The sequence below is a fragment of the Pseudomonas sp. HY13-MNA-CIBAN-0226 genome (assembly GCF_040310305.1).
GTDB lineage: Bacteria > Pseudomonadota > Gammaproteobacteria > Pseudomonadales > Pseudomonadaceae > Aquipseudomonas > Aquipseudomonas gregormendelii.
On record NZ_JBEOPS010000005.1, the window covers coordinates 194266 to 219439 of the forward strand.

The 25174-nt window shown below is 59.9% G+C and carries 25 protein-coding genes and 1 pseudogene; 9 read left to right on the forward strand and 17 right to left on the reverse strand.

Going from position 1 to position 25174, the window contains the following annotated elements; all coding sequences use genetic code 11:
- Positions 1-14: 14 nt before the first annotated feature.
- From AAEZ05_RS07640 to AAEZ05_RS07675, 8 genes are all read right to left on the reverse strand, one after another.
- A complete protein-coding gene (locus tag AAEZ05_RS07640; RefSeq protein ID WP_350646884.1) occupies positions 15-3659 on the reverse strand; it encodes a transporter substrate-binding domain-containing protein in 3645 nt (1214 codons plus the stop codon).
- 8 nt (positions 3660-3667) lie between these two features.
- Complete coding sequence (locus AAEZ05_RS07645; RefSeq protein WP_045058091.1) at positions 3668-4294, reverse strand: response regulator transcription factor; 627 nt, start codon at positions 4292-4294, stop codon at positions 3668-3670.
- 251 nt (positions 4295-4545) lie between these two features.
- Positions 4546-4935: a response regulator gene (locus AAEZ05_RS07650; RefSeq protein ID WP_045058092.1), complete on the reverse strand. Its 390-nt coding sequence runs from the start codon at positions 4933-4935 to the stop codon at positions 4546-4548.
- A gap of 180 nt (positions 4936-5115) precedes the next feature.
- Positions 5116-6444 (reverse strand): deoxyguanosinetriphosphate triphosphohydrolase, encoded by a 1329-nt coding sequence (locus AAEZ05_RS07655; protein WP_045058093.1) that lies wholly within the window; start codon positions 6442-6444, stop codon positions 5116-5118.
- Positions 6445-6513: 69 nt separating this feature from the next.
- Positions 6514-7677: an EAL domain-containing protein gene (locus tag AAEZ05_RS07660; RefSeq protein WP_045058094.1), complete on the reverse strand. Its 1164-nt coding sequence runs from the start codon at positions 7675-7677 to the stop codon at positions 6514-6516.
- 135 nt (positions 7678-7812) lie between these two features.
- On the reverse strand, positions 7813-8154 hold the full coding sequence (locus AAEZ05_RS07665) for a hypothetical protein (RefSeq protein WP_045058095.1): 342 nt from the start codon (positions 8152-8154) through the stop codon (positions 7813-7815).
- Positions 8151-8540: a phage holin family protein gene (locus AAEZ05_RS07670; RefSeq protein ID WP_045058096.1), complete on the reverse strand. Its 390-nt coding sequence runs from the start codon at positions 8538-8540 to the stop codon at positions 8151-8153. The genes AAEZ05_RS07665 and AAEZ05_RS07670 overlap by 4 nt, the downstream gene beginning before the upstream one ends.
- Before the next feature lies 1 nt (position 8541).
- Entirely contained in the window at positions 8542-8856 is a 315-nt protein-coding gene (locus tag AAEZ05_RS07675) for an ElaB/YgaM/YqjD family protein (protein WP_045058097.1), read from the reverse strand.
- Between the two features lie 305 nt (positions 8857-9161).
- Here AAEZ05_RS07675 and AAEZ05_RS07680 point away from each other — a divergent pair, with 305 nt between their 5' ends.
- A complete protein-coding gene (locus tag AAEZ05_RS07680) occupies positions 9162-10370 on the forward strand; it encodes an ammonium transporter (protein ID WP_045058098.1) in 1209 nt (402 codons plus the stop codon).
- 1 nt (position 10371) lies between these two features.
- On the opposite strand, the gene AAEZ05_RS07685 is transcribed toward AAEZ05_RS07680, so the two are convergent.
- Positions 10372-12084 carry a cation:proton antiporter gene (locus AAEZ05_RS07685; RefSeq protein WP_045058099.1) on the reverse strand — a complete coding sequence of 571 codons (1713 nt, stop codon included), beginning with the start codon at positions 12082-12084 and terminating at the stop codon, positions 10372-10374.
- A 205-nt stretch (positions 12085-12289) separates the two neighbouring features.
- Between AAEZ05_RS07685 and AAEZ05_RS07690 the strand changes: the two genes are divergently transcribed.
- The 3 genes from AAEZ05_RS07690 (at position 12290) to AAEZ05_RS07700 (ending at position 13935) form a co-directional block, all read left to right on the forward strand.
- Positions 12290-12526, forward strand: coding sequence for a glutaredoxin family protein (locus tag AAEZ05_RS07690; protein WP_045058100.1), 237 nt, complete (start codon positions 12290-12292; stop codon positions 12524-12526).
- A gap of 129 nt (positions 12527-12655) precedes the next feature.
- Positions 12656-12973, forward strand: coding sequence for a transcriptional regulator (locus tag AAEZ05_RS07695; protein ID WP_122841352.1), 318 nt, complete (start codon positions 12656-12658; stop codon positions 12971-12973).
- Positions 12974-13044: 71 nt separating this feature from the next.
- Positions 13045-13935 carry a pseudouridine synthase gene (locus AAEZ05_RS07700; RefSeq protein WP_350646885.1) on the forward strand — a complete coding sequence of 297 codons (891 nt, stop codon included), beginning with the start codon at positions 13045-13047 and terminating at the stop codon, positions 13933-13935.
- A 68-nt stretch (positions 13936-14003) separates the two neighbouring features.
- Here the strand turns inward: AAEZ05_RS07700 and AAEZ05_RS07705 are convergent, their stop codons facing one another.
- Both AAEZ05_RS07705 and mobA read right to left on the reverse strand, forming a co-directional pair.
- The gene (locus tag AAEZ05_RS07705) at positions 14004-14225 is read right to left on the reverse strand and encodes a YgdI/YgdR family lipoprotein (RefSeq protein ID WP_045058103.1); all 222 of its coding nucleotides are present in this window, start codon (positions 14223-14225) and stop codon (positions 14004-14006) included.
- 77 nt (positions 14226-14302) lie between these two features.
- Positions 14303-14905 (reverse strand): molybdenum cofactor guanylyltransferase MobA, encoded by a 603-nt coding sequence (mobA, locus tag AAEZ05_RS07710; RefSeq protein ID WP_045058104.1) that lies wholly within the window; start codon positions 14903-14905, stop codon positions 14303-14305.
- Positions 14906-14985: 80 nt separating this feature from the next.
- Here mobA and moaB point away from each other — a divergent pair, with 80 nt between their 5' ends.
- The 3 genes from moaB to yegS all read left to right on the forward strand — a co-directional run bounded on the left by moaB (position 14986) and on the right by yegS (position 17828).
- The gene (gene moaB, locus AAEZ05_RS07715) at positions 14986-15525 is read left to right on the forward strand and encodes a molybdenum cofactor biosynthesis protein B (RefSeq protein ID WP_045058105.1); all 540 of its coding nucleotides are present in this window, start codon (positions 14986-14988) and stop codon (positions 15523-15525) included.
- 22 nt (positions 15526-15547) lie between these two features.
- The gene (locus AAEZ05_RS07720; RefSeq protein ID WP_177328529.1) at positions 15548-16735 is read left to right on the forward strand and encodes a molybdopterin molybdotransferase MoeA; all 1188 of its coding nucleotides are present in this window, start codon (positions 15548-15550) and stop codon (positions 16733-16735) included.
- A gap of 175 nt (positions 16736-16910) precedes the next feature.
- Positions 16911-17828, forward strand: a complete 918-nt coding sequence (yegS, locus tag AAEZ05_RS07725) for a lipid kinase YegS (RefSeq protein ID WP_045058107.1) — start codon at positions 16911-16913, stop codon at positions 17826-17828.
- On the opposite strand, the pseudogene AAEZ05_RS07730 reads toward yegS, so the two are convergent.
- Positions 17812-18018, reverse strand: a pseudogene (locus AAEZ05_RS07730) (response regulator transcription factor); the annotation flags it as partial. The gene yegS and the pseudogene AAEZ05_RS07730 overlap by 17 nt on opposite strands.
- 260 nt (positions 18019-18278) lie before the next feature.
- Here AAEZ05_RS07730 and AAEZ05_RS07735 point away from each other — a divergent pair.
- Positions 18279-19214, forward strand: a complete 936-nt coding sequence (locus AAEZ05_RS07735; protein WP_205892155.1) for a chemotaxis protein CheV — start codon at positions 18279-18281, stop codon at positions 19212-19214.
- A gap of 76 nt (positions 19215-19290) precedes the next feature.
- Positions 19291-20097, forward strand: a complete 807-nt coding sequence (locus tag AAEZ05_RS07740) for an MOSC domain-containing protein (protein WP_205892156.1) — start codon at positions 19291-19293, stop codon at positions 20095-20097.
- Positions 20098-20165: 68 nt separating this feature from the next.
- On the opposite strand, the gene ppnP is transcribed toward AAEZ05_RS07740, so the two are convergent.
- The 5 genes from ppnP to atuD all read right to left on the reverse strand — a co-directional run bounded on the left by ppnP (position 20166) and on the right by atuD (position 25164).
- Positions 20166-20450, reverse strand: coding sequence for a pyrimidine/purine nucleoside phosphorylase (ppnP, locus tag AAEZ05_RS07745; protein WP_045058110.1), 285 nt, complete (start codon positions 20448-20450; stop codon positions 20166-20168).
- A gap of 69 nt (positions 20451-20519) precedes the next feature.
- On the reverse strand, positions 20520-21062 hold the full coding sequence (locus AAEZ05_RS07750) for a 3'-5' exonuclease (protein WP_045058111.1): 543 nt from the start codon (positions 21060-21062) through the stop codon (positions 20520-20522).
- Positions 21063-21133: 71 nt separating this feature from the next.
- Positions 21134-23095 (reverse strand): acetyl/propionyl/methylcrotonyl-CoA carboxylase subunit alpha, encoded by a 1962-nt coding sequence (locus AAEZ05_RS07755; protein ID WP_350646886.1) that lies wholly within the window; start codon positions 23093-23095, stop codon positions 21134-21136.
- A gap of 117 nt (positions 23096-23212) precedes the next feature.
- Positions 23213-24010, reverse strand: coding sequence for an enoyl-CoA hydratase/isomerase family protein (locus AAEZ05_RS07760; RefSeq protein ID WP_045058113.1), 798 nt, complete (start codon positions 24008-24010; stop codon positions 23213-23215).
- Positions 24007-25164, reverse strand: a complete 1158-nt coding sequence (gene atuD, locus AAEZ05_RS07765) for a citronellyl-CoA dehydrogenase (protein WP_045058114.1) — start codon at positions 25162-25164, stop codon at positions 24007-24009. Before atuD ends, AAEZ05_RS07760 begins: the two co-directional genes overlap by 4 nt.
- Positions 25165-25174 lie beyond the last annotated feature (10 nt).

Genomic DNA, 25174 nt, shown 5'->3' on the forward strand with positions numbered 1-25174 from the left:
GCGCCCAAGCATAGTTAAGGCTCCCCCTTTGTGCTGCGCTCGTGCTCGCTTATTTGCTGCAAAAGAGCCAGTTCCAGTTGCACCATGTCGCGTGCCATCGCCTGGGTGCAGTCGGATACGGCCTCCGCGTCCAACGGACCCTGGCAGGCTGCCTCCAGTGATTCGCAGCTGTCGATGAGGCACGAGGCCTGGATGATCCGCGCTGCGCCCTTGATTTTGTGGGCAATATCCAAAAATGCCTGTGGCTCAGCGGTGCTGGGCACCGCCAGTAACTCCTGGCGGTCCAGACGATTGCTTTTGAGCAGTTCGTTGAGTAATCGCAGATCCAGCGCCGGGTTGCCTCCCGTCAGTTGCTGCAGCCCCTCAAGGTTGAATGCCGGGGACTGCGCCTCGGGATTGAGGTTTTCAATCCAGTGGCTCAATGCGGTCAGGGTGAGCGGCTTGAACAGGCAGTCATCCATGCCGGCTTCTTTGCAGCGGGCGATCTCTTCCGGCTGGGCATTGGCAGTGAAACCCAAAATGACCGTGGGTGCACGTTGCAGGCGTTGCTCCTCGTCGCGAATGGCGCGAACCAGTTCATACCCGCTCATGACCGGCATGTTGCAGTCGGCGATCACCAGGTCGAACGCCTCGGTCTGCCAGAGGCTGAGCGCCACTGCGCCATCCTCCGCAACCCAGGACATATGACCCAGAAATTCCAGTTGCTGGCACATGAGCAGCCGGTTGGCAGGGTGGTCATCGACCACCAGGACTTTCAGGACTGTCCTGGGCGGCTGGGGTGCCTGTTCAATGGTCAATGCCGCCTGTTGCTGCGCCAGAGCTGGCAGGTGCAGTGAGACCTGCACTTGAGTTCCAAGACCTGGGCGACTGCTCAGTTGCAGGCTGCCGCCCATCAACTTGCACAGGCTGCGACTGATCATCAGCCCCAGGCCTGCTCCGCCACGGCCCGCTTTGGCACCGTTGTCTGCCTGGGCGAAAGGGGCGAACAGCCGACTCTGATCGTCTTCGCTGATACCGATGCCGCTGTCCTCAACGCTCAGATGCATCTGCACTTCGTCCGGCCCGGTGGGGCTCAGGTCGACGACGATACGGACATGGCCCTGGGGGGTGAACTTGATGGCGTTACTGATCAGGTTGGACAGCACCTGCTTGAACCGCATAGGGTCCAGCAGCACATCAATAGCGGGGTTGTCGCAGTGAAACTCCAGCAGTAGCTCGAGTTTTTTCTGCCGCGCGAGGCCCTCGAAGATATTGACCACCGACGCGACGACAGCGTGGAGGTTGACCCGTTCCGGGTTCAATTCCAGGCGGCCGGATTCGATCCGCGCAATGTCGAGAATGTCACCAATGAGCTCCAGCAGGTCCCGCGCCGAGTTGTAGGCGACGTCGATTGCGGGCCGCTCCGGGTGATTCTGTTCGATGCGCTTGAGCGTCAACTCCAGCATGCCAATGACGGCGTTCATCGGGGTGCGGATTTCATGGCTCATGGTCGCCAGAAAATTACTTTTGGCTCGGTTGGCTTCATCGGCGCGCTCCTTGGCATGCCGCAGTTCTTCGAACAATTGGCGCCGTTCACTGATGTCGATCCAGCCGCCGATGATGCCCTGGACCATGCCGCGCGAATCACGATAGGGCAGTACCCAGTGATAAATGGTCAGCCGGCGTCCACCGATGTGCAAAGCCCGGTCAAGCACCAGCGGGGTGCCTTCGGCAACCACGCGCTCATAGTCGGCCTGATATTCCCGGGCCTCGAACGCGTTGCTCATGTTGCCCGACATCACGCTTTTGCCGATGACGTCTTCGCGTTTGGCGTTGAATGCTTCGAGATAGCTGTCGTTACAGCTTTGCAGCACCCCCTGGCGGTCGCGGACATACATGGGATGCGGCGTGCCATTGACCAGCGATCGCATGAATTCGTATTGATCACTCAGCGCACGCGCCGCGGCCTGGCGCAGTTTGATCTGCCAGCGCATGTAAGCGTTCCAGGCGGCTAAAATCAGCAGCAGTACGCCGGTAATGATGACGATCTGGAAAAAAATGCGTTGGTAGTCTTGCCAGGAGTCCTGCGCCGATGCCGAGTAGCCGCGCCAGCGACTGTTGATCACCCCCAGTTCGTCCGGTGCGATGCTCAGCAGCGCTTTGTCGAGAATCGAGTTCAGCTCCCTGGAGTCCCGCGCAGTCGCCAGAGAAAACGCGGCCTGCTGAGTGCCGATAGTGGTGCTGATCTGCAGATCGTGCTCGAAAATCCGCGCGGACATGAAGTAGTTGGCGATGACCAGTGAGTTGACCGCAGCGTCGGCGCGACCGTCGGACAGCATTTCCACGGCGCTGAAGGTGTCGGGTGTCTCGATCAGTTTTATTTGCGGGAATTCGCGACGCAGATAATCCACCATCGGATTGCCCTGGGCGATGGTCAGGCGCTTGCCCTGCATCTGTTCGAGATTGGTTGGGCTACCGGCCAGTTTTCGCGTCAGCAGGACAAACGAGTTCTGCAGGTAGGGCCGTGTGAAATTCAGGTTAGCTTCACGTTGGGTGCTGGGGAGCAGGGCGGTGATCATGTCAGCCTGCCTGTCAGCGACGCGCTTGATCATCTCGCCATCATTGCGGCTGCGCTGAATATCGAAGCGCAAGCCGGTGCGCAGCCTGATCAATTCCAGAAGATCGGCCGTGACGCCGCGAAAGTTGCCGTCGCGGTCGAAGAACGTCAGCGGTGCATAGGCTTCGTTCACCACTACACGCACCACCGGATGGGCTGCCATCCAGCGCTTTTCGCGATCGGTGAACTGCAGGCTTTGATCGCTGAGCAGAATGTCACTGCCGGCGCTCCAGCGCTTGCCGATGTTGTCTTTTTCACTGGGTGGGAGTGCGGCCAGCATCGAGTTGATGATGCCCAGCAATTGCTGATTGTCTTTATGCACCGCGAAACTGAAGCCATGCGCTTCATGCTTGCCGAAGCTCGCCATGCGGATGTTGTTCAGGTAGCCCTTGTTTATCATGTAGTGAGTTGAAATCGTGTCGCCGAGAAAAACATCGGCCTGATCGAAGGCCACTGCATTGATCGCATTCTGGTAGGAGGGGTAGGGCGTGATGACCGCGTTGGGGTATAGCCTCTTGACTTCCCTCAGCGGCAGATAGTGATAGACCATACTCATTCGTAAACCCCTCAGCCCATCGGACAGGGATCGGGTTTCTTCCTCGCGCGTGACCAGCACCGGTTGATCAACGGCATAGGGTGCGGACAGCAGGATGTCCGGATGTTCGGCTTCGAAGCCGTTGGACGTGCCCAGCAAATCGACTTCGCCATTCTCCAGCGCCTCGATGGCATCGTCCCGGGTGGAGAACCGCCTGACCTTGATCGGTAAACCGGTGGTCGCGCCGAGCAGACCTGCATAGTCGGCGGTCAACCCTTCATAATCCTGGCTGCTGTCGATGGTCATGTCGAAGGGCGGATAATCGGGGGCTGAGGTGCCCAGAACCAGCTCGGACCTGTTCAGCAACCAGAGTCGTTGCGGTCGATCCAGTTGCACCTCATGTTGTGCGGCCGTGGCCCGACTGAGCAAGGAGTAGCTTTGACTTTCGATCGGCGCGGCCTGTACCGAACTGCTCGGGAAAAGAGCTACGGTCATCAGCATCAGGTATTCCTTGGCGCGACTGGGCATGCTGTTTCTCACACGAGTGCGTTGCGTTTTGCCAGTTCAATGAGTTCGACCAGCGATCTGGCCTTCAGCTTTTGCATGAGTCTTTTTTTATAAGTGCTGACGGTCTTGTTGCTCAGGAGCATGGCCTTGGCAATTTCCTTGTTACTGCGGCCCTGGGAAAAAAGTTGTAGCACCATCAGTTCTCGATCATTGACTGATTTGAACAGTTCGATCTCGGCGTGGCGAATGTGGTCGCCACGAATGGGATTGAGCGCCGCACTTGGAAAGTAGTTGTATCCTGATAATACAGCGTTGATTGCGCTCACCAGTTCACTCAAGCCTTCCTGCTTGCACACATATCCGGAGGCGCCCGACTGCATGCATCGTATGCCAAACAGTGTCGGGCATTGCGCCGTCAATACCAAAGTCTTGATGCGGGTATTCATGGCATTGAGTCGGGTGAGAATTTCCAGCCCGTCAAGTTTGGGAATGCTGATGTCGAGAATCACCAGGTCAGGCATGCATTCGCGAATCATCTGCATCGCGTCTACGCCGTTATCCGTTTCACCGACGACTTTGAATTTTTCATGCTCCAGTAACATTCTTACGGCAAGGCGGATAACTGGGTGGTCGTCGACGATAAAAACGGAGTTCATAATCAAATCCCATGCGAATGTAGATAAAGCGCGCACCTTAGCTCAGAAGGTTCCGCTATCGCATGAACAGGTCTACCTCTATCCTTAATATCAGATGATTCCTACAGCAGAGCAGGAAAAGTACTACGTTCCAACTAGTGATTTTCTTGGATAGTTAAAAGTTGCAAGGTTTCTAGCGGGCGACGATAAGTTTTAAAAAAAGCTCCAGAGCGATTTTTACTGAGTTTAAGTCTGCGAGATTTTGGCGTTAATTACTTGGCTGAAGTCAACAGTGTTATAAGTTCCAGATGTTTCAGAGGCTTTATCAGAAAACCTGATAGCGGTAATCCCAGTCTGATCGCCGACTGTGCAAGTTCGTCCAGTTCCACTGATGTCAGGCTACTGAGCAGTATCGCGCGCTTGATCATTCCCATGTGCGTTGCCGCTTCGATCAGTTGCAAGCCGCGCAAGTCGGGCAAACATTGATCACACAACAGGACGTCGTAGGGTATAGGCGTCGAGCGCATCCTTTGCAGGGCGACCTCGGCACTGCCGGCCGTGGTGATGTGTTCGAAACCGTAACTTTGGAGCAGGATTTGAGTTGCTCGAAGTTGGAAGCCGTGATCTTCAACCAACAGGATGCGCAAGTCTGCTTCTTTCATCGGGATACTCACACTGAGCCGTCGAGCTGACGGAGGGTGATTATTTCGCAACAGATGGGAGCAATCGATCAGCCGGCGCGACATGCGCTGTAGGACGATTCGTCAGGCCTTGAGTGTTTCAGGGCTACTGAGGGCTGATCGGCCACACGCAGGGCGTAATGGGCGATCAGCAGGTGTCGGTCAGTGACTGGAACGACCGGTCATTTCAAGGGCCATTTCGCTGGCGTAGCTGTCGGTCATGCCGGCGATGAAGTCGATCATGCGCAAGAATGACGTATGCAACGGGCCGCGAGGGTCGGGTGCATTGTTGCCAAGCAAATCCAGGATGCGCCGGCTCTTGAAGGACGGCGTTCGACCGTCGTGCTGTTCCAGCGCCGCACCGCAGAAGGCATTCAGCAGGATCTCCAGGGTCGTGTAGGCCCCGATCTCATGCAGGGTCTTGCGTTTGTCCTGGAAGATCTTTTTACGCGCCATGTCCTTGGCATTCAGCACGCAGCGTTTTGCCGGACCGTGCATGTGCTCCACCAGATCGCCGGGCAGCATGCCGGCCAGAAGTGCGTCCTGTTGCTCGACAAACGCCCGCGCGGCGGCGTTGGTCAGGTGTTCGATGGCTTTGCCGCGCAGGATCGCCAATTTGCGCCGCCGCGAATCCGCCGGGCCTAGCTGGCGGTAGGTTTCAGGCAGATCGTCACCCACCAGGTCCAGCAACAGCGCCTCGACTTCCGCGTACTCGAGCAGCTCCATTTCCAGGCCGTCTTCCAGATCGATCAGCGCGTAGCAGATGTCATCGGCAGCCTCCATCAGGTAGACCAGCGGATGGCGCGCCCAGCGCTGATCTTCAAGCTGCGGCAGGCCGAGTTTGTGGGCGATCTGTTCCAGTAACGGCAGCTCGCTCTGGTAGCACCCGAACTTGTGCTTCTTGTAGCCCAGGGAGTCGGCATGTTTTGCCGTCCATGGGTACTTGAGGTAAGTCCCCAGAGTGGCGTAGGTCAAACGGGTGCCGCCATCGAACTGGTGGTATTCAAGTTGCGTCAGCACCCGGAAGCCTTGGGCGTTGCCTTCGAAATTGAGAAAATCATTGCGCTCGACCTCGCTCATCGCATCCAGCCAGCCGCGCCCGGCGGCCTGCTGAAACCAATGGCGGATGGCGTCTTCGCCGGAATGGCCGAACGGCGGATTGCCAATATCGTGCGCCAGGCAAGCCGATTGCACCACCATGCCCAGGTCGCTGGGTTCACACCAGTCGGGCAGGGCGTTGCGGATGGTCTCGCCAACGCGCATGCCCAGGGACCGCCCGACGCAACTGACTTCCAGCGAGTGCGTCAGGCGAGTGTGGATGTGGTCGTTGCTGGTGACCGGGTGAACCTGGGTCTTGCGCCCCAGGCGACGGAACGCTCCGGAGAAGATGATGCGGTCGTGGTCCTTGTGAAAGGGGCTGCGTCCGAGCTCTTCCGGACTGTGCAGGGGCTTTCCGAGGCGTTCGCGAGTGAGCAGGGTTTGCCAATCCAAGGCTGATTCTCTCCGTCAGGTGACTGATGGCCTAAGCTTCCGGGTTCAGGTCGGGACGTGCAAGCGGAACTAAAGCCCGGCGGCGTCGATGTCGATGAGTAACAGTCTTTCTCCATGGGCGAAAAACTGTCCGGCGGTCAGGCAATACTGGTTGGTGGTGGCATCTCGGTAAGTATTGGAGAGCGTCAGGCGGCGCTCGTCCCAGCCTTCGGCCAGCAGGTGATAGAAGTATGGGCGCCATGACCAGTTGTGGCCCAGATAGCGATTGTCGGCTTTCCAGCCATTCTGGCTCCATTCCAGGTTCGGCGTCAGTTGTGTGCCGTGTCGATCACATTGGTAAAACCGCAGCAACCAGGGGAAGGCATCGAGCCGGGGCAGAGCGCTGAGCGGTGCGCTAGCCTGGGCCCAGTCCTGCAGAATGCCCATCAGCTCGCTCAGCTGCTGGCGCATGACCATTAGGCGGCCACGCTCAAGCAGTTTTTGCTGGACGTAGCGGTGGCGCAACTGGGCGAAATGGTCGACGAACGCATCGGTGTGGAAGAAGTCTTCCTCGGCCCGGGCGAACAGAAAGCCCTGGACGTAGCGCGAACCGCACTCCAGGGCAAAATTGAGCTGGGCATCGGTTTCCACCCCTTCGGCGATGATCCAGCAACCGGTCTTTTCGGCCATTTGCGCCAGGGCCTTGACCACATCGCAACTCGGCCCGCCCAACGCTGCAGCCTGAAACAGGCGCATGTCGAGTTTGAGAATATCCGGTTGCAGGGCCAGTACCCGATCGAGCTGGGAATACCCGGCACCAAAATCATCAATGGCAATCCTGGCGCCTGCCCGGCGATATCGCGCGACCACATCGGCCAGGCGCTGGATGTCGCCACCGAGCTCGGTGATTTCGTAGACGATGCGTTGCGGGTCGACGTCATGCCTGGTCATCTGCTTGAGGCTTGGCAGGTCCTGCTCTGGACGCAGGCGATTGACCCATCGTGGTGACATGTTCAGGCTCAGGAACCAGTCTGCGGGGGCTGCATGCAGGCGGCTCAAGGCGTGGTCGCGGATCTGCCGGTCAAGGCGACGCAAGGCGGCTGCAGGGATTCTGGGATCGGCAAACAATGGGCCGACCGACGTCAACTGGCCGTCCGCCTGACGCAGTCTTCCCAAGGCCTCGACGCCTGCGATGCGACCGGTGGCGGTATCAATGAACGGTTGGAAACAGGCGAGCGGTTGCCCGTCGATCACGAGGCCTCCTTGCTAAATTCTTGTTCTGGGATTATCCGGGTACCTGTCAGGCACGCAGCAGTAGGCACGCGGGGTTGAACCTCTTGTCCAAGAGATCCAACCCCGCATGATGTTGCAAGAATACAGCCAGCTTGCTTAGTGTTTGCGCGATGAGCCCTGCATGACCAGTTTGATCAACGGGCCCAGGGTCGTAGTCAGGCGAATCAGCCGGGTAACGCCACCGGCGCCGCCGCTCTTGGCGCCTTTGCCCGTCAGGAAGCCCAGCAGTGTCACTGCGGCGACGCCCCAGAGCGGCGCATGCTTGATGCCAAACCCGCCTTGAATGCTTTGTGTCATCCCGCGCACTCGGTGCAAAGGCTGCAGCAATTGCGCGGATTCGTGGCGAATTTCCTGGCGATGCATTTCCATGCGCAGGCGGATCAGCGCCTTGCGCATTTCAGTGCGTGAGGTGTTGTGTGGCAGTTCGGGCAGACTCATGGCAACAGGCGCTCCCGGTCATTGGCCAGTTCTTCCAGCGTACCGTGGAATGGCGAGGATTCATCGAAAATCGCTGCCTTCAGGCGCACCGCGCAGAAGATTGCTGCCAGCGTGTAGAACACACAGAGGCCGATGATGGCTGCCAGGCGGTAGGTATCCCAGAACAGGATCATGACCAGGGTCGACAGGCCCACCAGTAACAGCAGGGCAAACACCAGCGCCAGGCCCGCAAACAACAACAGGCTTACGGTGCGGGCTTTCTGTTCCTGCAACTCGATGCCGAAGAGCTCGACATGGCTGTGCAGCAACCCGAGAAAAGCGGCACCCAAGCGCCGCGGTGAGGAGCTTGGGCCCGTCGCGGACGAGCTGGATTCGCCGATCGCCATATCAGCGCCGGGTGGCCAGAAGGCCAATCAGGAAACCCACGCCGGCGGCAATCCCGACCGATTGCCACGGGTTGGCCTGGACGTAATCTTCGGTCGCAGTGACCGCAGCCTGACCGCGCTCGCGCAGGGAGTCTTCGGTCAGTTTGAGGGTTTCCCTGGCGCGCAGGAGGCTGTCGTGAATCTGGTCGCGCAATTCATCAGCCTGATCACCAGCGATGGTTTTGGTGTGTTCCAGCAACCGTTCAGTGTCGCTGACCAATGTTTGAAAATCATTCATCAGTATTTCTTGAGCAGTCTTTGCCTTGATGCTGGCCATTGGTGATCTCCGTAAGTGGCGTCTGTTGCGTTCGAGTATGAGCGGTAAGCGAAGGTTCAGTCCAAATGACTGGTACAGCTTTTGCTTTGCCATGGTGCGCCAGCCCGCGCCGTTGCGCTGTTGCTGGGCACGGTTTGAGCAAAACCATAACTCAAATAATTGAAACCCGCGCATAGGTCATGACCTTGCGCACCAAAACGGCTCCCCAGGCTTCACTTGAGAACCCTGCCGAGGCGCAACTTGGTGCATAAATCTTCTGCGCGAACTGCTTTGGTGCTTTTTTAGCCTTAAGGTCTGCCGATCCCATGGAAAATCTGCAAAGCGCTGTGAACACTCTGGTTCACAGCTCCAATACGTTGTTCATTCTGATCGGCGCCGTCATGGTGTTGGCCATGCATGCCGGTTTCGCCTTTCTCGAGGTCGGCACGGTTCGCCAGAAAAATCAGGTCAACGCGCTGTCGAAAATCCTCAGTGACTTCGCCATTTCGACCCTTGCCTATTTCTTTATAGGCTACTGGATCTCGTATGGGGTCACCTTCATGCAACCGGCGGCGATATTGAACGCCGATCATGGTTATGGACTGGTGAAGTTTTTTTTCCTGCTGACCTTCGCTGCTGCAATCCCGGCCATCATCTCCGGGGGCATCGCCGAGCGCGCAAGGTTTGTACCACAGCTGTGCGCGACAGCTTTGATCGTGGCGTTCATCTACCCGTTTTTCGAAGGCATGATGTGGAATGGCAACTACGGCCTGCAAGCCTGGCTGCTGGCGCGTTTTGGCGCCAGCTTCCATGACTTTGCCGGGTCGGTGGTAGTCCATGCCATGGGCGGCTGGCTGGCGCTGGCGGCCGTGTTGCTGTTGGGACCACGGCAGGGCCGATATCGCGACGGCCGTCTGGTTGCGTTCGCGCCGTCGAGCATTCCGTTCCTGGCGTTGGGGTCGTGGATTCTGATCGTTGGTTGGTTCGGGTTCAACGTCATGAGCGCGCAGACCCTGGGTGACGTCAGCGGACTGGTGGCAGTGAACTCGCTGATGGCCATGGTGGGCGGTACTGTGGCGGCACTGATCGTCGGGCGCAACGACCCCGGCTTTCTGCATAACGGGCCGTTGGCCGGTCTGGTTGCGATCTGCGCCGGTTCCGATTTGATGCACCCGGTGGGCGCTCTCGTTACCGGTGCGATTGCCGGGGCGCTGTTTGTCTGGTGTTTTACTGCCGCGCAAGTCAAATGGCGCATCGACGATGTGCTGGGAGTGTGGCCGCTGCATGGCCTGTGCGGGGTTTGGGGTGGGATCGCCTGCGGGATATTCGGCCAAGTCGCACTGGGCGGCCTGGGCGGCGTCAGCCTGATCAGCCAGTTGATCGGTACGGCGCTGGGCATAATCGTGGCACTGCTCGGCGGCCTGGCGATCTATGGCGGCATTAAGGCGCTGCATGGCCTGCGCTTGAGCCAGGAAGATGAGTATCACGGTGCGGACCTGGCGATCCACAAGATCGGCGCGGTCAGCCAGGATTGATTCAACGTTCATCGTCGTCCGAACCTGGATAGAAGTCGTGCAACAGGCGATAGCGATCGCTGCGAACCTGGTCTACCCGGTCCTTAACCTGTTGTGCGGGCAGGCCGAGCATGATCAGCGCGTGGGAGGCGAGCATCAGGCTCGATTCCAGCAGTTCCGGGACGACCTCGCTGGCCCCTGCTGCATTCAATTCGGCGAGCTGGCTGTCATCGCGAGTGCGCACCAGGATCGGCACGCTCGAGTTGAGCACGCGCGCCTGCTTGAGGATGAGCATGGCAATGTCGGCCCGGTCCACGGCAATCACCAGCAGCCGGGCGCGGTCCAGTCCCACTGCGAGCAGCAGTTCGCCGCGGCGGGAGTCGCCGTAGTGCACGCAACGTTCGCTGACAGCGGCCTCCTGTACTCGCACCGGGTCGTTGTCCAGCGCAATGTAGGCTTGATGTTCATGGCGCAGGAAGCGGCCGATGGACTGGCCAACCCGGCCGTATCCGCAGATGACTACGTGACCGTCCAGGCCAGCATTGAGTGCGCTGATTTGTTCCAGCTGCGCTTCTTCGTTAGGTTTGCGATGCAAGCGCGCTGCTATACGCGGCGCTGCGCGCAGGAGCAAGGGCGCCACCAGCATCGAGCAAAAAGTGGCGGCAAGCAGCAGTGCGGCGAAGTCGCCCGCAAGCATTTTGCTCGTTTGCATTTGCGCCATCAGCGCAAAGCAGAACTCCCCGCCCTGGGCCAGCGCGAGGCCGCTGCGCCAGGCGGTTTCGGTGTCACTGCCACGCCATTTGACCAGCAGCGCGACAACGCTGCCCTTGATCAGCAGCAACGCCAGCGTCAACCCCAGGATCAGCAGGCCATGGCTGGCAAATAGCTGCAAGTCGATCAACATGCCGATGCTGACAAAAAACAATCCCAGGAGGATGTCGCGGAAGGGGCGGATGTCAGCCTCGATCTGATGGCGGTAGTGGCTTTCCCCCAGCAACATGCCGGCGAGAAACGCCCCCAGTGCAGGCGACAGGCCTAGCAGGTGGGTCAGCCACGCGGTGAGCAGGACAATCACCAGCGCCAGCAGCACAAACAGCTCTGCGGAGCGAGCCGCCGCCACCTCATGGAATAACCGCGGCAACAGCCAGCGGCTGGCCATCAGCAAGCCGACAAACAACACCAGGGTTTTGCCCAGCGTCATGGGCAGCGCCCAGTACCAGGGTTGCTCGCTACTGCCTGCAAACACGGGCACCAGTGTCAGCAACAGAACGGCGACCACGTCCTGGAACAACAGCACGGCGATGGCGTTCTGGCCGTGGCTGCTGAATATTTCACCAAGGCTGCCAAGCTCCTTGCTGACGATGGCGGTGGATGACAGGGCCAGCCCCGCACCCAGTAACAGCGCAGGTATACCCGGCATGCCGAACAGCATCAGCAGGCTTCCCAGCAATACCGCACATATCAGCACTTGCAGGCTGCCAAGGCCGAACACCACCTGTCGCAGTGCCAGCATTTTCGACAGGGAAAATTCCAGCCCCAGGGAAAATAGCAGGAACACCACGCCCAGCTCGGCGAGATCGGGCAGCTCTTCGCTTTCATTGACCCAATTGAACGCAGTGGGTCCGATCATCAGCCCTACGCACAGGTAGCCCAGGACCGGCGGCAGGCGCAGTCGCTGGAACAGCGCAATCACCACCAGTGAGGAGGCGAGGATGATCAGCAGATTGGCGAACACGGACTCTCCGAATTTGAAGTTGGCTAATGAAGCGTAGAGGCAAAAAAATACCGAGCATCACTCATATGGCATTTGCCGGGAATGATTTGAGTCAGGGGATTGCCAGGTACCTCGAACCGCCATTGCCCAGGGGCTGCAGGCTTCGTCTCGACTGACTTGAATCGTGGGCCTAGAATGAACCCCTACTTTGCCTGGGCCCCTCGCCATGCCTCCTGAATGCCAGCTGTTCGGCACCCTTGGTTGCCATCTGTGTGAACTTGCCGAAGAAGAGTTGATGCCCCTGGTCGAACACGGTTTGCTGGTCGAGCTGATCGACATTGCCGAGAACGAGGACTGGGTCGAGGACTACGGCTTGCGAATCCCGGTGCTGCGCCGCGTGGATACTGGAGCGGAGCTGGACTGGCCATTCGATGCCGAGCAGGTAGTGGCTTTTTTGCGTTGAACAGCGCTCCACTTATCGCTCTGCCCGATTGATCCGTTGGCGAAAGCTCGCTGATTCGGTTACTGTATGTGTATACAGTTATTCGGATGGCCTGTCTTGCGGGCGATCCTGCGAGTCAGAGGATGAGTCATGGTCAATGTCGAACAGTTGAAGAACAGCGTGAACCGCATGTCGGCGGACGTGGTGCGAGAGGCCGTTCTCGAACTGCGCCTGGACGGCCTGGTGACCGAAGGGAAGACCCCCTTCAACAAACTGCATTTCAACACCTGTTTCGCCGAAATCGAAGCCTTGTTCCAGCGTGCAGGGTATCACCGGCAGCTGGATGTGGTCGGTTACCAGGGCTTGCTGTACGCATTGTATGACCCTGGCCGCTGGGAGGCGGTCGACGTGTTGCGCTGGCTCAAGGAGTTCACCGAGGCCGCCGCCCGCGACCGGATACCGGCGTGAGTAATCTCTTCTAGGATCGTTCTGGCCGCTGCAGGATAATGCTGACCTGCATTAGGGGTCAGAGCGTTCTTATGTCCACTTCATCGTTTTGTGCTGCGCGCACTCAAGCCAGTACTCTGTATCTGCCCCCGGGTGCGTGGCAGACCGTGCTCGACTGCCTGTGCGAGCACTTCAGTGCCATCGGCCGCGAGCAATGGCTCGACCGCATCGCCCGCGGTCGTGTCCTGGATGGCTTTGGGCAACCTATCCCCCTCGACTTGCCGTACAAGGAAGGTCTGCGCATTTATTATTTTCGGGAAGTCGCGGATGAAAAACCGATTCCGGTGGTCGAGTCGATCCTGTACGCAGATGAGCATCTGGTGGTGGCGGACAAGCCGCACTTCCTGCCAGTAACGCCTGCCGGTGAATACGTCGAGCAAACCCTGCTACGCAGGTTGATCCATCGCCTGGATAATCCGCATCTGGTGCCCCTGCATCGCATTGATCGCCACACAGCGGGCCTCGTGCTGTTTTCAGCCCATCCTGACAGCCGCTCGGCCTACCAGTCCCTGTTCCCGACCCGGCAGATCGAAAAACGCTACGAAGCTATTGCTCCTGCGTTGCCCGGGCTGTGTTTCCCGCTGGTGCACAAAAGTCGGCTGGTGGAGGGCGAACCTTTTTTCCGCATGCAGGAAGGTCCCGGCGCGACCAATACCGAGACAGCCGTGGACGTTAGGGAAAAGAATGGCGACCTCTGGCGTTATGCGCTGTACCCGGTCACGGGCAAGAAACATCAGCTGCGCGTGCACATGGCCGCCCTGGGCGCGGGCATCTGTAATGATCCGTTCTATCCCCAGGTGCTCAAGGACGTCGTCGATGACTATGCCAATCCCTTGAAGCTGCTGGCCCAGGGCTTGCGTTTCGTGGACCCGCTCACCGGGCAGGAGCGTTGTTTTGAAAGCTCGCTGTTTCTGGACTGGTGATGACGGTATTGCAGGCATGAAAAAGCCCGCAGAAGCGGGCTTTTCTGTATCGGGCTATGCCGTAAAGATTACAGCTCTTTAACGGTACGAACCTGATCCTTGTTGATGCGGGTTTCTTTACCGTCGAGTTGCTGGAACTCGTAGAAACCGGAATCTTCATCATACTTTGGTGCGTCAACAGCCTGGATTTCGCGACCGTCATTCAAGGTGATCACGGTAGGCGAAGAGCAACCGGCAAGGGTCGCGAGGCCCAGTGCGAGCATGAAAGTGGCGAGGGTCCGTTGAGTCATGAGTGTGTCTCCGATATGAATTCTTTGGTTACTGATCTTGTAGACGTGTACAACGCGCGCAAGTTCCTTGGCTAGTGTCAGTCTGACACAGTGCCGTGGCTGCTTAACAGCTCCGGGGTATTCAGGTTGGCCAGCCGCGGGTCGTTTTCGGGGCATTGCAGGGCGATCGCACCCAGTTTGCGCATTATCCGGCCGGGACTGCGTTCCCCCTCACTCCAAGCCTCATCGAATGCCTGGCAGAGTTCCGCGGGGATGATGCATAACAGCGGTTCCCAATGCTCGCCATGGCGCAGCATCAAGGGTTTTTCGGGATGCCGGCTGGCGGTTTCGCGCATGGCCTGCAGCAGCGCGGCATCAATGCGCGGCACATCACACGGCAAGACCATCATGAAGCGGTGCCGTGCGGCCTGCAGGCCTGCGCGAATCCCGGCCAGGGGCCCCGGGAAATCCCCTTCATCGTCATGCACCAGGCGGTCGGCATAGGGTGCGTATTTGTCCAGATTGCGATTGCAGGAAATAATCAGGTCATCGCTCAGTGGCCGGGTCTTGCGGTGCAGATGCGCAATCAGCGGCTCGCCGTGCCAGTCCAGCAACCCTTTGTCCTGCCCCCCCATGCGTTGGCCGCGACCGCCGGCCAGGAGCAGAATGGAGCAGGGCGGCAGTTGGGTCTCGAGGGTCATGGCGAGCCTTCATGGGGCGGCGAAAAAAGTGAGGGCTGTGATATAACACCGGCCTGTTTTTCCTACAACTGGACGAGCCTATGAAAGCCAAGGCTGATGTACCTTTCGCGCCGCTGAACATTGCGGTGCTCACGGTCAGCGACACCCGTACCCTGGAAACCGACACTTCTGGCCAGGTCTTCGTCGACCGCCTGAGCGCTGCCGGGCATCGCCTGGCCGAGCGGGTACTGCTCAAAGATGATCTGTACAAAATTCGAGCGCAAGTCGCCCACTGGATTGCCGAAGATGTCGTGCAGGTCGTACTGATCACTGGCGGCACCGGGTTCACCGGCCGCGACAGCACGCCGGAAGCGGTGAGCTGCCTGCTGGACAAGCAGGTTGACGGATTTGGCGAGCTGTTTCGGCAAATTTCCGTAGCCGACATCGGCACTTCCACTGTGCAATCCCGTGCGCTGGCCGGCCTGGCCAATGGCACGCTGGTCTGCTGCCTGCCGGGTTCGACCAATGCAGTACGTACCGGGTGGGATGGCATCCTCGCCGAACAGTTGGACTCGCGGCACCGCCCGTGCAACTTCGTGACTCACCTGAAACAGGCGGCTCCCTGTGAATCCCGCGGGTAAGTCCGGCAAGACCGGCACTTTGATGCCGGTCGAAGCCGCACTGGCACGCCTGCTGGAAATGGCTGGCGCCACGCCTATTCTGCAGCGTGAACGCTTGCCCCTGGCCCAGGTGCAGGGCCGCGTTCTGGCCGATGACTTGATCTCAACCCTGGATTTGCCGCCCTGGCCGAACAGCGCCATGGACGGCTATGCGTTGCGCTTGGGCGACTGGACCGGCGAAGCGCTGGTGGTTAGCCAGAAGATTTTCGCCGGTAACGCGCCGCAGCCCCTGCAGTCCGGTACGTGTGCGCGAATTTTCACCGGTGCACCAGTGCCGGCGGGTGCCGACTGCGTCGAGATGCAGGAAAACGCCGAGGTCCAGCCGGACGGGCGAGTAGCGTTCACCCAAAGTCTGAAAGTGGGGCAAAACATCCGTCCCCAGGGCCAGGAAACCACTGCCGGAGAACAGGTGCTGGTGGCCGGGACTCGCTTGGGCCCGATCGAACAGGGCCTGGCGGCATCACTGGGCTGCGCGGAGCTGGAAGTCATTCGCAAGGTTCGCGTTGCGGTGCTTTCCACCGGTGATGAACTGATCGAGCCCGGTCAGCCCCTCGGCCCGGGGCAAATCTACAACAGCAACCGGGTGCTGCTGTGCAGCTGGTTGCAGCGCCTGGGTTGCGAGGTGATCGACGCCGGTATTCTCCCCGACGACCTGCCCACTACCCGCGCTCGCCTCGGCGAGCTCAACGACGTTGACCTGATCCTTTCCACCGGAGGCGTCTCGGTGGGTGAGGCTGACTTTCTTGGAATTGCCTTGCGCGAGGAGGGTGAGCTGACGCTATGGAAACTCGCCATCAAGCCTGGAAAACCGCTGACCTTCGGGCACTTTCGCGGGGTGCCGGTGATCGGTCTGCCAGGTAATCCGGCCTCGACCCTGGTGACCTTTGCGTTGTTGACCCGGCCTTATCTCTTGCGCCGTCAAGGCGTGCAGGACGTAGAACCCCTGAAGTTCCAGGTGCCGGCGGGTTTCGACTGGCCGATGGCAGGCAATCGTCGAGAGTACCTGCGAGGGCGTCTGGAGAACGGCCGGGCGATCATCTACAAGAACCAGAGCTCCGGTGTGTTACGCAGTGCAGCGTGGGCCGAGGGACTGGTTGAGGTGCGGGAGGATCGCACGCTGGTCGAAGGCGAGCTTGTCGGGTTCATTCCACTGAGTGAAGTCCTGGGCTGACACCTGTGGCTGGCAACTAAGGGGTGCGTGTTGCACCCGGTCACCGGGCCAGCATGGTCACCGCTGTAGGACTCGCCTCTGGCCTCGCTTAAATATTTGGTTTTTTTTACGGCTTTTTTGGCCGTGGGCGCGGTCAACATCTGCCATACGGAATCCAATCCTGGGAGTGACTGCCATGAGCGAACGCAAAGCGCTGTTAATTCTGCACGGCAAGCAAGCGCTCAACGAAGCGGTGCGTAACGCAGTTGAAGAGAAACGGCAGCAGGGCTGGGACCTGGCTGTACGGGTGACCTGGGAGGCTGGCGATGCCCAGCGGCTGGTCGATGAGGCACTGGATGCCGGTTATGTGCAGATTATCGCCGGGGGCGGAGATGGCACCCTGCGCGATATCGCCGAAGCAATCGCCAATCACTCGGCAGATGCCAGCCTGGTGCTGATGCCCTTGGGCACCGCGAATGATTTTGCACGCGCCGCCGGGGTACCGCTGGAACCTGGGCCCGCATTGGAGCTACTGGATGCTCCGGCCAGTGCCATTGACCTGGGCGAAGCCGGCTCGCAAGTTTTCTTGAACATGGCCACGGGTGGTTTCGGTAGCCAGGTCACCGCCAACACGTCGGAAGACCTGAAAAAAGTGCTCGGTGGAGCTGCCTATCTGTTTACCGGATTGTCGCGTTTCAGCGAGTTGCACGCCGCCTACGGCGAGTTGCAGGGGCCTGATTTCCACTGGAGCGGCGAGCTCCTGGCACTGGGCATTGGCAATGGTCGACAGGCCGGTGGCGGGCACGTCCTGTGCCCCGAAGCACTGGCTGACGATGGTTTGCTTGATATCAGCATTCTGCCTGCACCCCAGGAAGTGGTCGGCACCCTGAAGAACCTGCTGGCCGATGGCTTCGGTCTGGACAACATGTTCGTGCGCGCCCGCTTGCCCTGGGTCGAAATCAAGGTTTCGGAAGGGCTCTACATCAACCTTGATGGCGAGCCACTGGAAGGCGACAACCTGCGCTTCGCGGCGCGTCCGGCAGCCCTTCGAGTGCATCTGCCGGCGAACTCACCCTTGTTGACCGGTTCGACGATCGTTAATCATCCAGACTGATGATCCGCTCACGCACGGCAAACAGGACCAGCCCGGCCACGTCGTAGATCTGCAAGCGCTTCATGATCTGCGAGCGATGGGTTTCCACGGTCTTGATGCTCAGCCCCAGGCCGCTGGCGATTTCCCGGGTGGATTTGCCGCGAACGATCAGGCGCAGGATTTCCAGCTGGCGCGCCGTCAGGTTGTGGGTCACTGATTTGGGCCTGTTGCCGGGTCGGTGTGCATCGACAAGATCAATCGATCGCATCGTTGTCGTTGCTGATCAGGTTGCAAGTGACTCAGGCATTCCTCCGTTTTGGCCAAGAGCGGCTGCGTTCCTGCTGTTGCGGATGGCGTCCGCGTATTCGGTCGGGCACAGGAGCGGGGCATCTTAATCAAGGGGTCAAGGTCTGCCGTTGGCAGCCGATAAACCGTTTTAATGAACTCACCCGTACAAGCCCAGGAGTCATAATGGCCGGCATTCTCGACACGGTAGATAAACGCACGCAACTGGTGGGTGAGAATCGCCTTGAAATCCTCATGTTCCGCCTGGCAGGCCGGCAACTGTTTGCGATCAACGTGTTCAAGGTCCAGGAAGTGTTGCAGTTGCCAAAGCTGACCCTGATGCCCCAGCGCCACCCATTCGTCTGCGGCGTGGTCAATTTGCGGGGTCAGACCCTGCCAGTGATCGACTTGTCCCAGGCTATCGGCATGCGGCCATTGGTTCCGGGGCCGACCAGCACGATCATCGTCACCGAATACAACCGCTCGGTGCAGGCATTCCTGGTCAGTGGCGTAGATCGGATCGTGAACATGAACTGGGAAGCCATCCTGCCTCCACCGACCAGCGCCGGCCGCCAGCACTACCTGACTGCGATCAGCAAGGTGGATGACCAGTTGGTGGAAATCATCGATGTCGAGAAAGTCTTGGCGGAAATCGTCCCGTACAATGCCAAAGTGTCTCGCGAGAAACTCGAGGACCCGGTGCTTGAGCGCGCAAGGGGCCGTGAAGTGTTGCTGGTGGATGACTCAAACGTGGCCTTGGCGCAATTGCGCGACACCTTGGGCCAGTTGGGCGTAAAGATGCATATCGCCAGCGATGGTCTCAAGGCCTTGAGGATGCTCAAGGCCTGGGCCGATACAGGGGAGAACATGACCGACAAGTTGCTGATGGTATTCACTGACGCCGAGATGCCGGAAATGGACGGCTACCGCCTGACCACCGAAATTCGCAACGATCCGCGCTTGCGCGGGCTTTACGTGGTGCTGCATACGTCGTTGTCCGGCAGTTTCAACGAGTCGATGGTGAAGAAGGTGGGTTGTGACAATTTCCTGTCCAAGTTCCAGCCGGACAAGCTGGTTGATGTGGTGCGCCAGCGATTGATGCTGGATGAAGTACCGGTTTGATCAACGCCAGACACCCGTTCTTTGATTCAGGCCCCAAGCTCGTATAGGGTGACGTTTTCCCCTCAGGAACCTGGCCATGCTGCATCTGAGCGCACTCTACCGTTACCCCCTGAAATCCGGCAAAGGCGAGGCCCTGCAACAGGTCAGCCTGGACAGACTGGGCGTGGACGGTGATCGACGCTGGATGCTGGTGGACGAAGCCACCGGCCGCTTCCTCACCCAGCGTGCGGTGGCAACGATGAGCCAGTTGTCCGCCTTGTGGAATGCCCAGGGCGGCCTGACGCTTAGCGCTCCGGGGCATTCGACCATTGATATATCCCTGCCTGGCGGCGATGCCGAACTGCGCGGAGTGACCATCTTTAGCGACAGCCTGCGCGTACCCGATGCCGGAGACGAGGCGGGTGCCTGGGTCAGCGAGTTCATAGGCAAACCTACTCGACTGGTACAAATCCCCCTCGATCGTGCCCGTACGACCCAGTCCGGCTATGGCAAGGACGATGATCAAGTGGCTTTCGCCGACGGCTTTCCGCTGTTGCTGATCGGCCAGGCGTCCCTGCAAGACCTGTCGCAACGGGTCGGGCGCCCGCTGGAAATGCAGCGCTTTCGACCCAACCTGGTCATCGAAGGCAGTGACGCATTTGCCGAGGACGGCTGGAAGCGCATTCGCATCGGTGATGTCGAGTTCCGGGTGGTCAAGCCCTGTTCGCGCTGCATCCTGACCACGATCGATCCACAGACCGGTCAACGCAGCGAAGACCGTGAACCCTTGGCCACCTTGCAGAAATACCGGGCCCAGGCTGACGGCGCGATGTTCGGCCAGAACCTGGTGAACGACGGCAATGGCCGGCTGGAAGTCGGCATGCCAGTGACGGTGCTCGAATAACGGCGCTGGAAATAAAAATGCCCGGGTCAGATGCCCGGGCATTTTTTTCGCTATGAAAACCCGCGGTTTTAGCCGCGGTATTCGCACAGGTAAGCGGTATCGACAGCCACTTTCAGCTGGAACTTGCTGTTAGCTGGCACATTGAACTGGCTGCCTGCAGCGAAGGTTTCCCAGTCGGTGCTGTCTGGCAGCTTGACGGTCAGTGCGCCGCTCACGACATGCATGATTTCACGCTGGCTGGTGCCGAATTCATACTCGCCCGGTGCCATGACGCCGATAGTCGCGGGACCTTCTGCAGTGCCGAAGGCGATGGACTTGACGGTGCCGTCGAAGTACTCGTTGACTTTAAACATGGGCGATTCCTCGAAAAGGGCTAAAAAGGGCCGGCCAGTATGCACAAGCCCCTGGGCGCCGTCACCACTCTAGGCGGGGAGAATCAGCGGCAACAGGCGCGCTGTATTGCGTGCGTCCTCGAGTGCCCGATGTTGTTGCCCGGTGAACTGCATGCCCGCCAGTTGCAGGGCGCCGTTGAGGCCCAGCGGGCGTTCCAGCCTGCGCACCTTGGCGAAGCGCTGCTTGAGGTTCATGTGCGGCACCCGACCGAGCAGGCTGTCGAGTTGCAGGCGTTGCCACTCCTGTACCAGCTGCTGGCGATCGTAGTCGCCCCAGCTGGCCCAGCCCTCCAGGCGTGATTCATGCTGGCCGAGCCAGCGCTCGAAGGCAGCCCAGACTTCGTCCAGGGGCTGCGCGGCGTCGATGTTGGCCTGGGTGATGTGCGTCAGTTCGCGGCAGAACGGCGTCAGCAAGGGACGGCGTAGCGGCCGGACGAAACGCTGGAAATGATCGAGCTCGCGACCTTGGCGATCCACCAGGGTGGCACCGATTTCGATGATTTCCATTTCCGTTACTGGCCAACCACCCTCATCGGTGGTGGCTTCAAGATCAATGACCAGCCAATGGGGCATCGCAGGTTTCCTGGTATCCGCGTCCTGATAGGCTTTGAGCGTAGCCAAACCCTGCGGTTCCGCCTAGCGGCTTATTCGACCTCGAGCAAAATCTGCCGATTTTTCACCTGGTCGCCGACACTGACCTGCAGGCGCTTGAGCACGCCGTCGATGCCGGACTTCAGCGGATGCTCCATTTTCATGGCCTCCAGCACCACCAGCAGTTGGCCTTTGTGCACGGTGCTGCCCTCGCTGACCAGTACGTCGACGATGGCGCCATCCATCGGTGCCTTGAGGGTGCCGGAGCTGATACTGGCCTGCGCGCTGACCGGCGCTTGCGTGCGGTCTTCCAGGCACAGGCTGCCGGGACGGGTGAACAGCCACAGGCGGTCGGCTTCGAGACGGTAGGCATGGCGCTGGCGAATGCCGTCGATGTCCAGGATGGCCCAACAGCCGTCGCATTCGATCACGTTCAGGGTCAGGGCCTGGCCGGCGATGTGTACCCGGTAGGGTTGTCCTGCAAGCCCATTCAACTCCACGGCCCAGTCCTGCTCCGCCAGGCCCAGGCGATAGAGCAGGGGTACGCTGGCATTGCTGCGCCAGCCGGCCAGCGGCCCGGCATGCACCCGGGCCGAATGGTGATGGAACAGTGCGGCTGCGATCGCCAGTTCTGCAGCGCTCGGCACCCGCGGGCGCAAACAGTCGTGATCGGCGAAATGGGTCGCGATGAACCCGGTGTTGAATTCACCGCTGACGAACTGTGGATGTTCCAACAGGCGCGCCAGTAGCGCCTGATTGGTCTGCACGCCCAGCAGCACGCTGTCCTGCACGGCGCGCACCAGCTTGCGCCGGGCTTCCTCGCGGGTGGCGCCGTGGGCGATGATTTTGCCGAGCATCGGGTCGTAGAACGGGCTGATATTCTGGCCCGCAATCAAGCCGTGGTCGATCCGCACAGTGCTTTGCAAGACGGGCTCCCATACCCCGACACGTCCGGTTTGCGGTAAAAAGCCCTGGGTTGGGTCTTCGGCGTACAAGCGCACTTCCATGGCATGACCGGTGAGCTGCACTTGGTCCTGGCGCAACGGCAGCGGCAGTCCTTGCGCGACCAGCAACTGCCACGCCACCAAATCGAGGCCGGTGATCATTTCGGTCACCGGGTGCTCGACTTGCAGACGGGTGTTCATTTCCAGGAAGTAAAACCGCCCTTTCCGGTCCAGCAGGAACTCCACGGTCCCGGCGCCGACGTAATTCACCGCGCGGCCGGCCTTGAGCGCCGCTTCTCCCATGGCCTGGCGCAAGGCTTCGGTCATCACCGGGCAGGGCGCTTCCTCGATGACTTTCTGATGGCGGCGTTGAATCGAACAGTCGCGCTCCCCGAGGTAAATCAGGTTGCCGTGCTGGTCGCCAAACAGTTGCACCTCGACATGCCGAGGATCGATCAGCGCCTGTTCCAGGATCAACTCATCGCTGCCAAAACCGTTCAACGCTTCGGAACGTGCGGTGTGAATCTGCGCCAGCAGGTCACTTGCATCCTGTACCAGGCGCATGCCGCGACCGCCGCCTCCGGCACTGGCCTTGATCATCAGTGGATAACCCAGGCGCGCGGCTTCACGACCGAGGCTCGCGTCGTCCTGTTCAGCGCCCTGATAGCCATCGATACAGGGCACTCCTGCGGCAAGCATGGCGATTTTCGACAGCCGTTTGCTGCCCATCAGTTCTATGGCTTCGGGGCTCGGGCCAATAAAGGTCAGGCCGGCCTCCCGGCAGGCGAGGGCAAATTTGGCGTTTTCCGAGAGGAAACCATAGCCCGGGTGAATGGCGTCGGCACCCGTGCGGCGCGCGGCGTCGATGATCGCCGCAATGCTCAGGTAAGACTGTTGCACCGGGGCCGGGCCTATGTTCACGGCCTCATCGGCCATGCGCACGTGCAGTGCGTCGGCGTCGGCGTCACTGAAGACGGCGACGGTGCGATAGCCGAGGGCTTGGGCGGTGCGCTGGATGCGACAGGCGATTTCACCGCGGTTGGCGACCAGGATTTTGTTGAAGGAGGGCATGGAGTCTTCGCTCTGGTTACACGGTGGATTTTCGGGCCTCTACGCGAGCAAGCCCGCTCCCACAGGGGATCTGTGGCGTTGACGAACCCTGTGGGAGCTGGCTTGCCTGCGATGCTGTCACAGAGCCCATCCTGGTTTACGTTTTTGCACGAAAGCCATAGTCCCCTCGACTCCTTCAGGCCCGGTCACTGCGTCGCTGAACCATTGCGCCGCTTCATCCAGCAAGGCATCAGTCGGCTGTCCGGCACTGGCCAGCAACAGACGCTTGGTCAGTGCATTCGCTCCCGGCGCGCAACGCAGCACATGGGCCAGCACTTCATCGAGCCGCTCGGCCAGGGCCTGGGCGTCATGCTCGACGAAGTGCACCAGGCCGATCTGTCGCGCCTGGGTGCCATCAAATCGCGCGGCCGTCAGCGCCAGGCGCCGTGCTTGCGTCAAGCCAATGCGCTGGACCACGAACGGGGCGATCTGCGCCGGCAGGACTCCGAGGCTGGTTTCCGGCAAACCGAACTGCGCCTGGTGATCCGCCAGCGCGACATCGCTCACGCACGCCAGCCCCAGGCCACCGCCCAGTACTGCGCCCTGCAGCACCGTGATCACCACTTGCGGCGCGTGCTGCACTTCCTGCAGCAGCGCACCAAACGCCCGATTCAGCTCACGAAACCCTTCCGGGCCTTGAGTTCGGGCGTTGGCCATATCCTTGATGTCGCCGCCGGCGCAAAAATGCCCCCCGGCGCCGCCGATCACCAATGCCCGAATGGCTTGGTCCTCGCGCACGCTCGCCAACAAGCCCCGCAGTTCGGCAACCATTTGCAAGCTCATGGCGTTGCGACTTTCCGGGCGATTGAGCGTGACGTGCAGCACGCCGTTATGCAATTCGAGCAGCAACGTCTGGCATACCGGCAAGCGGTTCATTTCTTCTTCCCTGGCAGGATGCCCATGAGTTTGCAGATGATCCCCAACATGATTTCGTCGGCGCCCCCGCCGATCGACACCAGGCGCACATCCCGATAGGCCCGTGCCACGGGGTTGTCCCACATGAAGCCCATGCCGCCCCAGTATTGCAGGCAGCTGTCGCTGACTTCACGCCCCAGGCGCCCGGCCTTGAGCTTGGCCATCGACGCCAGGCGGGTGACGTCCTGGCCCTTGATGTATTGCTCGGTGGCCTGATAGACCAGCGCCCGCAGGCACTCGATTTCGGTTTGCAGTTCGGCCAGGCGAAAGTGAATCACCTGGTTGTCGATCAGCGCATTGCCAAAAGTCTTGCGCTCCTTGCAGTACTCGATCGTGCTGTCGACGCAGTACTCCAGGCCCTTGAGCATGTTGGCCGCACCGAACAGGCGTTCTTCCTGGAACTGCAGCATCTGCATCATGAAGCCTGCCCCTTCGTGGCCAATGCGGTTGCGCTGCGGTATACGCACATTGTCAAAAAACACCTGGGCGGTTTCCGAACTGCGCATGCCGAGCTTGTCCAGGTGCGAGCTGAGGCTGATGCCCGCAGTATTCATGGGCACCATGATCAGCGACTTGTTGATGTGCGGCTTGTCGTCCGAAGTGTTGGCCAGCAAACAGATGAAATCGGCGCTCGGTGAGTTGGTGATCCACATTTTGCTGCCGTTGATCACATAATCGTCGCCATCCTTGCGTGCGCTGGTTTTGAGCCCGGCGACGTCAGAACCGGCTCCGACCTCCGACACGCCGATGCAACCGACCTGCTCACCAGTGATCGCCGGGCGCAGAAATTCTTCCCGCAGTTCGTCGCTACCAAAACGCGCCAACGCCGGGGTGCACATGTCGGTCTGTACGCCGATGGACATCGGAATACCGCCGCAGTGAATGGTGCCGAACTCCTCGGCCGCGACGATCGAGTAGCTGTAGTCCAGCCCCATGCCGCCAAACTTCTCCGGTTTGGAAATTCCCAGCAGGCCCAGTTCGCCGGCCTTGCGAAAGAGCTGGTGAATGGGAAAACGCCCGGCTTTTTCCCATTCGTCGACGTGGGGATTGATCTCGTTGTCGACGAATTGCCGGACCGTGCGGCGCAGTGCTTCGTGTTCCTGGGTGAAGATCATTTTTATTGTT